Source organism: Shewanella marina JCM 15074, from assembly GCF_000614975.1.
Classification (GTDB): Bacteria; Pseudomonadota; Gammaproteobacteria; order Enterobacterales; family Shewanellaceae; genus Shewanella; species Shewanella marina.
Map to the genome: position 1 here is coordinate 133,465 of NZ_BALM01000010.1, position 8,829 is coordinate 142,293.

General features: G+C 43.1%; 6 protein-coding genes and 1 pseudogene. 6 read left to right on the forward strand and 1 reads right to left on the reverse strand.

All coding sequences use genetic code 11. The features are described from left to right. Positions 1–51: 51 nt before the first annotated feature. The 4 genes and pseudogenes from JCM15074_RS09810 to lpxC all read left to right on the forward strand — a co-directional run bounded on the left by JCM15074_RS09810 (position 52) and on the right by lpxC (position 4,350). On the forward strand, positions 52–816 hold the full coding sequence (locus JCM15074_RS09810) for a cell division protein FtsQ/DivIB (protein WP_025821041.1): 765 nt from the start codon (positions 52–54) through the stop codon (positions 814–816). A 4-nt stretch (positions 817–820) separates the two neighbouring features. Continuing rightward, positions 821–2,055 (forward strand): annotated as a pseudogene (gene ftsA / locus JCM15074_RS21720) (cell division protein FtsA). Between the two features lie 35 nt (positions 2,056–2,090). Beyond that, positions 2,091–3,266, forward strand: coding sequence for a cell division protein FtsZ (ftsZ, locus tag JCM15074_RS09820; protein ID WP_025821042.1), 1,176 nt, complete (start codon positions 2,091–2,093; stop codon positions 3,264–3,266). Positions 3,267–3,429: 163 nt separating this feature from the next. After that, positions 3,430–4,350 carry a UDP-3-O-acyl-N-acetylglucosamine deacetylase gene (lpxC, locus tag JCM15074_RS09825; protein WP_025821043.1) on the forward strand — a complete coding sequence of 307 codons (921 nt, stop codon included), beginning with the start codon at positions 3,430–3,432 and terminating at the stop codon, positions 4,348–4,350. 3 nt (positions 4,351–4,353) lie between these two features. Here the strand turns inward: lpxC and JCM15074_RS09830 are convergent, their stop codons facing one another. Continuing rightward, complete coding sequence (locus JCM15074_RS09830; RefSeq protein ID WP_025821044.1) at positions 4,354–4,806, reverse strand: DUF721 domain-containing protein; 453 nt, start codon at positions 4,804–4,806, stop codon at positions 4,354–4,356. A gap of 27 nt (positions 4,807–4,833) precedes the next feature. On the opposite strand from JCM15074_RS09830, the gene JCM15074_RS09835 reads away from it, so the two are divergent. Together JCM15074_RS09835 and secA are read left to right on the forward strand one after the other, a co-directional pair. Beyond that, the gene (locus tag JCM15074_RS09835; RefSeq protein WP_025821045.1) at positions 4,834–5,736 is read left to right on the forward strand and encodes a M23 family metallopeptidase; all 903 of its coding nucleotides are present in this window, start codon (positions 4,834–4,836) and stop codon (positions 5,734–5,736) included. Between the two features lie 76 nt (positions 5,737–5,812). Continuing rightward, positions 5,813–8,539: a preprotein translocase subunit SecA gene (secA, locus tag JCM15074_RS09840; RefSeq protein WP_025821046.1), complete on the forward strand. Its 2,727-nt coding sequence runs from the start codon at positions 5,813–5,815 to the stop codon at positions 8,537–8,539. Positions 8,540–8,829: the final 290 nt, after the last annotated feature.

Sequence of the window (8,829 nt, forward strand, 5' to 3'; positions counted from 1 at the left end):
TGAGCGGCTGGAAGTAGTGACGACTTTATATCGAGTAATGAGAGGTCGATAGTGTCTTTGAGGCAAAAGCTACAACAAGGCAGACAAAAACTCTCAAGACTTGATTGGTATTTTTGTCTTGGCGTGATGTTTTTGTTAATGGTGCTGGCAGGTTTATTTTCTGCCGGTTGGAAATTGCATCAGGTATTGAATGATGCCAATGCATTGCCATTAGAAGCCGTAGCCATCAGTGGTGAACGTGCTTTTACCAGTGATAAAGATATCCAATTAGCATTACAGAATTTATTAAAGCGCAGTTTTTTTTCTGCGGACGTGACTGAAGTCCAACAAGCATTAGAGGCATTGCCTTGGGTTTACCGAGCTTCAGTTAGGCGAGAGTGGCCAGATAAGTTGAAGATTTATCTGCAAGAGCAGCAACCCGTGGCGCACTGGAATAAAACTCAGTGGCTCAATGTTCACGGTGAAATATTTGCGGCGCCGCAGGAACCAAGTTTACAGGGACTGCCTGATTTAGCAGGCCCAACGGATATGGCACAAGCAGTATTGAAGTCATACCGGCAAATAGATGAATTACTTAAGATCAATGGCTTTAGTTTAGCGAGCTTAAGTGTTAGTCCGCGACATGCATGGGTGGCTTCATTATCTGATGGCATCGTGCTGGAGTTAGGACGAGAAGATAGAATGGCACGTATTCAGCGGTTTATTTACGTATATCCGTTACTTGCAAAAGAAAAGAAACACGTTGCCAGTGTTGATTTACGCTACGACACAGGACTAGCCGTAGGTTGGGAACAAGCACAAAAAGAGAGCCGTTAATTAAATGACGAAAAACCAAGATAGAAATCTCATTGTCGGTTTAGACATTGGAACATCTAAGGTCGCAGTGATCATAGGTGAAGTGCTGCCTGATGGTGAAATTAGTGTGGTTGGACTCGGTAACCATCCTTCTCGCGGCATGGATAAAGGCGGTGTTAACGATTTAGATTCAATTGTTCGTAGTGTTCAGCGCGCTTTAGATCAAGCTGAACTGATGGCTGATTGCCAAGTTGCCTCAGTGTATTTGAGTATTTCAGGTAAGCATATCGCTTGCCAGAATGAAAACGGCATGGTGTCAATTAACGACGAAGAAGTGACTCAAGATGATGTTGATAATGTCATCCATACCGCGCGGTCGGTAAAGATTCCAACAGAACGTCGTATTTTACATGTGCTACCGCAGGAATACGCAATTGATGTACAAGATGGCATTCGAAGCCCCATTGGCATGTCAGGTATGCGTATGGAAGCGAAGGTGCATATTGTTACTTGTGCTAACGACATGGCGAAAAACATTACTAAGAGTGTTGAGCGCTGTGGCTTAAAAGTTGATGACTTAGTGTTTGCTGGTATTGCATCTGCAGATTCAGTACTGACACCAGATGAAAAAGATTTAGGTGTTTGTTTAGTCGATATTGGTGGTGGTACGACTGATATTACCGTTTATACCAATGGTGCTTTGCGCCATTGTGCGGTTATTCCTGTTGCGGGAAATCAAGTTACTAGCGATATTGCAAAGATTTTCCGTACACCATTATCGCATGCAGAGCAGATCAAGGTAGAATACGCAAGTGCGCGTAGTGCGAATGTGAGTCGTGAAGACAGTATTGAAGTGCCATCGGTTGGTGGTCGTCCATCTCGCACGATGTCACGTCATACCTTGGCTGAGGTGGTTGAGCCACGCTACCAAGAGTTGTTTGAATTAATTTTAAAGCAGCTACGAGACAGTGGCTTAGAAGATCAAATTGCGGCTGGTATTGTATTAACCGGCGGCACAGCATCAATTGATGGTGCACTTGAAGTTGCTGAAGCAACATTTGGCATGCCAGTAAGATTGGCATCGCCACAGCCGGTAAAAGGCTAAATGAATATGTTGAGTTACCTATTTACGCCACAGGTGTAGGGTTACTTCATTACGGGGCAAGGAGGGTGATTGAACGTCAGTTCGAACGCCCAGAGCGCCAAGGGGTAACCAGTCTTTGGAATCGGGTCCAAAGCTGGTTTAAAGGCGAGTTTTAATTAGCTCAGAACGCAGGCATAACGGAGAATAAACCATGTTTGAGATCATGGATACTCATTCAGACGAAGCGGTGATCAAAGTCATCGGCGTCGGTGGTGGTGGCGGAAATGCTGTAGAGCATATGGTTAAGCATAATATTGAAGGTGTTGATTTTATTGCAACTAACACCGATGCTCAGGCTCTACGTAAGTCACCTGCAGGTTCGACCATTCAACTTGGTCAGGATGTAACTAAAGGTTTAGGCGCAGGCGCAAACCCAGAAGTGGGTCGTTTAGCAGCTGAAGAAGATCGTGAAAGTATCCGTGATGCGATCCGCGGATCAGATATGATCTTTATTGCTGCAGGTATGGGCGGTGGTACGGGTACTGGTGCAGCACCAGTTGTTGCCGAAGTCGCTCGTGAAGAAGGTATTCTTACGGTTGCAGTGGTAACAAAACCATTCCCGTTCGAAGGTAAAAAGCGTATGGCTTATGCAGAGCAAGGTATTGCCGAGCTTGCAAAGCATGTAGATTCGTTAATTACCATTCCTAACGAAAAATTATTAAAAGTACTGGGTCGCGGTACTACCTTGTTAGATGCGTTTGCAGCAGCTAACAACGTATTACTTGGTGCGGTTCAAGGTATTGCAGAGCTTATTACTCGTCCGGGTCTAATTAACGTCGACTTCGCCGACGTAAGAACCGTAATGTCAGAAATGGGTAATGCCATGATGGGCACAGGTGTGGCGAGTGGCGAAGACCGTGCAGAAGAAGCGGCTGAAGCAGCTGTTGCTAGCCCATTACTAGAAGATATCGACTTAGCCGGTGCACGTGGTGTGTTAGTTAACATTACTGCGGGTATGGATATGGGTATCGATGAGTTTGAAACTGTGGGTAACCATGTTAAAGCTTACGCATCTGACGGTGCGACAGTAGTGGTTGGTGCCGTAATCGATCCAGAAATGGCTGATGAGTTACGTGTAACAGTGGTTGCAACTGGTATTGGCGCTGATAAAAAGCCTGATATTCAATTAGTGACTAAACCTGTACATCGTCCAGAGCCAGTTGCGGTTGAGCCACGTGTGGAAACTCAAAATACTGAATCATATGAGGCCCCTACACATGACAGTGGTCATGGCAATGCTGCGGTAAAACCGGCAGTTGCACCAGCGGCTAAAAATGAGATCGATTATTTAGATATTCCAGCATTTTTGCGTAAGCAAGCTGACTAATCGCAAGATGAGATTAGAATGACGCTTCTTAATTTGTGATTAAGTGAGCGTCAAACTTTTGTTATCTAGCTAAGTTATGCTAGCATACGGAGTTCTGTGCGAATAAGCGTCAAAAAATAGTTAATATAAATACATCGATGGTTGATAAAACACGGGTAACTGAATGATTTTTCAAAGAACTGTTAAAAAAATAGTAAAGACGACTGGAGTCGGCTTGCACTCTGGCAACAAAGTCACTTTGATGATCAAGCCTGCACCAGTCAATTCTGGAATTGTGCTTGTACGCACTGATGTGACTCCTCATGTCGAAATTCCGGCTAAAGCTGATGCCGTTCGTGAAACGACGATGTGTACCGCCCTCGTTAATGACGATGGTGTACGTATTTCAACGATTGAGCATTTATTCGCTGCACTTGCTGGTCTTGGTATTGATAATGCCGTGATTGAAGTTGATGCACCAGAAATTCCTATTATGGATGGTAGCGCTAGTCCGTTTGTGTTCCTGTTGCAATCAGCAGGTATCGCAGAACAAGCAGCCGCTAAAAAGTACTTAAGAATTAAACGTACTATTCGAGTTGAAGATGGTGATAAGTGGGCGGAGCTTCGTCCATATCAAGGTTTTAAAGTTAATTTCACCATTAACTTTGATCACCCTGAAATTGCTCGTAGTCAACAGCATATGGAAATGGATTTTTCTTCATCTGCCTTTATTCGTGATATTAGCCGCGCGCGAACCTTTGGTTTTATGCGCGACATTGAATACCTAAGAGCGAATAACTTAGCGTTAGGTGGCAGTATGGAAAACGCCGTGGTACTTGATGAGTTTAAAGTCCTCAACCCCGATGGCCTGCGTTACGAGGATGAGTTCGTTAAGCACAAAATTCTAGATGCGTTTGGTGACTTATATGTTGCGGGACATTCAATTATTGGTGAGTTCTGTGCCTATAAAACGGGTCATGCACTAAATAATAATTTAGTTCGTGCGCTGCTTGCGACTCAAGATGCTTGGGAACTTGTAAGCTACGAAGAAGAGGCGCAAGCCCCTGTCAGTTTCAATCTTCCAGCAGGCTTAGTGCTCGCATAATGATTAAGATTGCCTATTACGGCTAGCCAATGCAGCTAGCCGTTTTAGTTTTTCAGCCAGTGTTCCGTCTGTATGTTCGGCTAAAGCCGCAATGTGAGATGCCGCAGTTTCGCTTATTTGTTTAGTCTCTACTTTAGGTTTTACTTCAAGCTTTGCGTTGCTTGGGTTGACTTTCACTTCAATAGCGGTAAGCATTGGCAATGTTTCGTTTCGAAGTTGTTGCAGTAGTTTAGCTTTTTGAAAGTTAATTCTCGCTGCCCAAGCAGCTGTAGTCGTCTCGATAACCAACACCCCTTGACGTAGATTAGCAACAGTAAGTTGCTCCGTCACAGGGCCTGATAAGGTTTGTTTGACGTATTGATTTAAATACCGAAGCAATTCAGCCTTCTCAGCAAGATCTGGAAGCGTGCTTGATTGATGTAGCAAATGGCAGAGGTCTTGCGGAGGCTTTTTCATACTATAAGAAGATGGCTAAGAGAAGCTATGAGTGTAACAGTATTTATACAAGGTCGGAAAGGGACTACGCGCTGGCAACCAGGAAAACGTTGGTTGTTATTGCCGTTATTGTTGATTGCAGCTGGTACAGGCTTATATCAACAAAATGAAACTCGTCTAGTAGAACATCAAGCCGAATTAGATCAAGAGCGTGACGAACGCGCTTTACATAAGAATGAAATCGAGCAACTACGGGTTGCCACTAAAGAACAGTTAGCCCAATTAGTTACCCATGTAGCTAGTTTACAGGCTAAAATGTCTCGTCTTGAAGCATTGGGCCAGCATGTTGCTGTGCAAAATAAGCTAGAAAACCAATTCAATTTTTCTTCAGAAGTTGGGGTCGGTGGTGTTAACCATTCAGGCTCTGATATCGAATTAGCACAATTGCTCCAAGAGATGGAACAGTTGTCAGCACGTATTGATAATAATAATGTTCAGTTATCCCTACTTGAAACAGTAGCATCTAACCTCCATATAGATGAAGAACGTTATTTATCAGGGCGACCAATTAATAGCGGTTGGCTATCATCGCCCTATGGTTTACGTAATGATCCTTTTAATGGCCGTCGAACAATGCATAAAGGCATTGATTTTGCGGGTAGCGAAGGTGCCGATGTAATAACTACCGGTGGTGGTGTTGTTACATGGGCAGGCAGTAAGTTTGGTTATGGGAACTTGGTCGAAATCGATCATGGTAATGGGTTATCGACCCGTTATGGTCATAATAAATCTGTGTCAGTAGCCGTAGGTGATGTGGTTGCAAAAGGCGAGAAAATTGCCAGTATGGGGAGTACAGGTCGCTCAACAGGACCACATGTACACTACGAAGTGTTGCGGGGTGGACAACAAATTGATCCAGGTCAGTTTGTCTATCGCAAAGCAGGTTATTAGTAATTATAGGCCTATATTTCTGTTTTTATCACGATAGAATAATACGAGCCATCTTACACAGAGATAAGAGATTCAGATGTTTGGTAAAGTACTGACAAAAATTTTTGGTAGTCGTAATGACCGTACCCTCAAAACACTTGGTAAAGTCGTCACTAAAATTAACGCCATGGAAGCCGATTTTGAAAAGCTTTCTGATGAAGAACTAAAAGCGAAAACCATTGAGTTTCGCCAACGTATTCAAGATGGCACTAAAGTTAACGATTTAATTCCTGAAGTATTTGCAACCGTACGTGAAGCGTCAAAGCGTGTATTTGAAATGCGCCATTTCGATGTGCAGTTACTTGGTGGTATGGTGCTTGATAGTAACCGTATCGCTGAAATGCGTACTGGTGAAGGTAAAACGTTAACCGCTACACTACCAGCATATCTAAATGCGTTATCAGGTAAAGGTGTTCACGTTATTACAGTAAACGACTACTTAGCACGTCGTGATGCTGAATTTAACCGTCCATTATTTGAGTTCTTAGGGTTAACCGTAGGCATTAACGTTGCAGGCTTAGGTCAGCAACAGAAGAAAGATGCTTATACTGCGGATATCACTTACGGTACTAATAACGAATTTGGTTTCGATTATTTACGTGACAACATGGCCTTCTCACCAGAAGAGCGTGTACAACGTCCTCTACATTACGCACTAATCGATGAAGTTGACTCAATCTTAATTGACGAAGCGCGTACACCATTGATTATTTCAGGTGCTGCTGAAGATAGCTCAGAACTATATATCAAGGTGAATACCTTAATTCCACACCTTATTCGTCAAGACAAAGAAGATTCTGACGATTTCGTAGGTGAAGGCGATTACAGTATTGATGAAAAAGCCAAACAAGTATTGTTGACCGAACGTGGTCAAGAGAAAGTTGAAGTGCTATTAACTGAGCGCGGCATGTTAGCTGAAGGTGACTCACTTTATTCAGCTGCTAATATTTCATTATTACATCATGTGACCGCAGGTCTTCGTGCACACACATTGTTTGAGAAAGATGTAGATTACATCGTAGAAAACGGTGAAGTCGTGATTGTTGACGAACATACAGGCCGTACGATGCCAGGTCGTCGTTGGTCAGAAGGTTTGCACCAAGCTGTAGAAGCAAAAGAAGGTGTGAAAATTCAGAATGAGAACCAAACATTAGCATCTATCACCTTCCAGAATTACTTCCGTCAATATGACAAATTAGCAGGTATGACAGGTACCGCTGATACTGAAGCATTCGAATTCCAACATATTTACGGTTTAGATACTGTTGTTGTACCAACTAACCGTCCAATGGTTCGTAAAGATATGCCAGATTTGGTTTATCTCACTGCAGAAGAAAAGTATGCAGCGATCATTGAAGATATTAAAGGCTGTCGTGAACGCGGCCAACCGGTACTTGTTGGTACCGTTTCAATTGAACAGTCAGAACTACTGGCACGTTTAATGAAGCAAGAAAAGATCCCACATCAAGTACTTAACGCGAAGTTCCATGAAAAAGAAGCTGATATCGTTGCTCAAGCTGGTCGTACTGGTGCGGTCACTATCGCAACTAACATGGCGGGTCGTGGTACCGATATCGTATTAGGTGGTAACTGGTTAATGGAGCTTGAAGCCATTAATAACCCATCACCTGAAGTCAAAGCCAAAATGAAAGCAGAGTGGCAAGAACGTCATGATGCAGTAATCGCTTCTGGTGGTTTACATATCCTTGGTACAGAGCGTCATGAATCACGCCGTATTGATAACCAGTTACGTGGTCGTGCCGGTCGTCAAGGTGATGCAGGTTCATCACGTTTCTACTTATCTATGGAAGATAGCTTGATGCGCATCTTCGCTTCAGATCGTGTATCAGGCATGATGAAGAAGTTAGGTATGGAGAAAGGCGAAGCGATTGAGCATCCATGGGTATCACGTGCGATTGAAAATGCGCAGCGTAAAGTAGAAGCTCGTAACTTCGACATTCGTAAGCAATTACTTGAGTTTGATGATGTTGCTAACGATCAACGTCAGGTCGTTTACTCACAGCGTAACGACCTAATGGATGCTGAAAGCATTGAAGATACCATTACTAACATCGAAGCTGATGTAGTGAGTGGTGTTATTGATCAATATATTCCACCACAGTCAGTAGAAGAGCTTTGGGATGTTCCAGGTCTAGAGCAGCGTCTACAGTCAGAGTTTGGTTTAACGTTACCTATTCAAGAGTGGCTAGATAAAGACGAAGAGTTGTACGAAGAAACATTGCGTGAAACTATCGTCAAAGCTTGGCAAGATGCATATAAAGCTAAAGAAGAGATGGTTAGTGCACCAGTATTACGTCAGTTTGAGAAAGCAGTAATGCTACAGACACTAGACGGTTTATGGAAAGAGCACTTAGCGGCAATGGATCATTTACGTCAAGGTATCCATTTACGTGGTTATGCCCAAAAGAATCCAAAGCAAGAATATAAGCGCGAATCTTTTGAGCTATTCCAACAAATGCTTGAGTCATTAAAGCACGATGTGATCAGTATTCTTTCTAAAGTACAAGTTCAAGCTCAATCAGATGTAGATGAGATGGAGCAGCGTCGTCGTGAAGAAGAAGCCAAGATCAAACGTGACTTTAGTCATGCAGAAGCAGAATCATTAGTTGATGGTTCTCATGAAGCTGATAGCTTAGCAGCCCATACTCCAGTGGTACGCGAAGGCGATAAAGTCGGTCGTAATGATCCATGCCCATGTGGTTCAGGTAAGAAATACAAACAATGCCATGGTAAATTAAGTTAATACCACAGCAATGAAATCAAAAGCCGCTCAATGAGCGGCTTTTGTCGTTTCAGTCAGAGTACTTCTTAAGGCACCTTATTAACGATAAGTCGATAAAGTACACAGTTTAACTTAGTTTTTGTGGATAACTTGTGATTAACAAGTGGTTAAGTTGAGTGTAAAAATTAATTGCCAGTTTTTGTTAAAAAGCGCTTGTGCAATCTCAAATACCCCCTATAATGCGACCCCACTGACACGGCAAACGGCGCGATAAGCGTGGTATGCAAAGTGTAAGCGGTTACTCACTGAAA

What these genes read in the sequence shown, in the direction of transcription:
- ftsZ (WP_025821042.1), top strand. Translation starts at nt 2,091, where the DNA reads ATGTTTGAGATCATGGATACTCATTCAGACGAAGCGGTGATCAAAGTC.
- lpxC (WP_025821043.1), top strand. Translation starts at nt 3,430, where the DNA reads ATGATTTTTCAAAGAACTGTTAAAAAAATAGTAAAGACGACTGGAGTC.
- JCM15074_RS09830 (WP_025821044.1), bottom strand. Translation starts at nt 4,806, where the DNA reads ATGAAAAAGCCTCCGCAAGACCTCTGCCATTTGCTACATCAATCAAGC.
- JCM15074_RS09835 (WP_025821045.1), top strand. Translation starts at nt 4,834, where the DNA reads ATGAGTGTAACAGTATTTATACAAGGTCGGAAAGGGACTACGCGCTGG.
- secA (WP_025821046.1), top strand. Translation starts at nt 5,813, where the DNA reads ATGTTTGGTAAAGTACTGACAAAAATTTTTGGTAGTCGTAATGACCGT.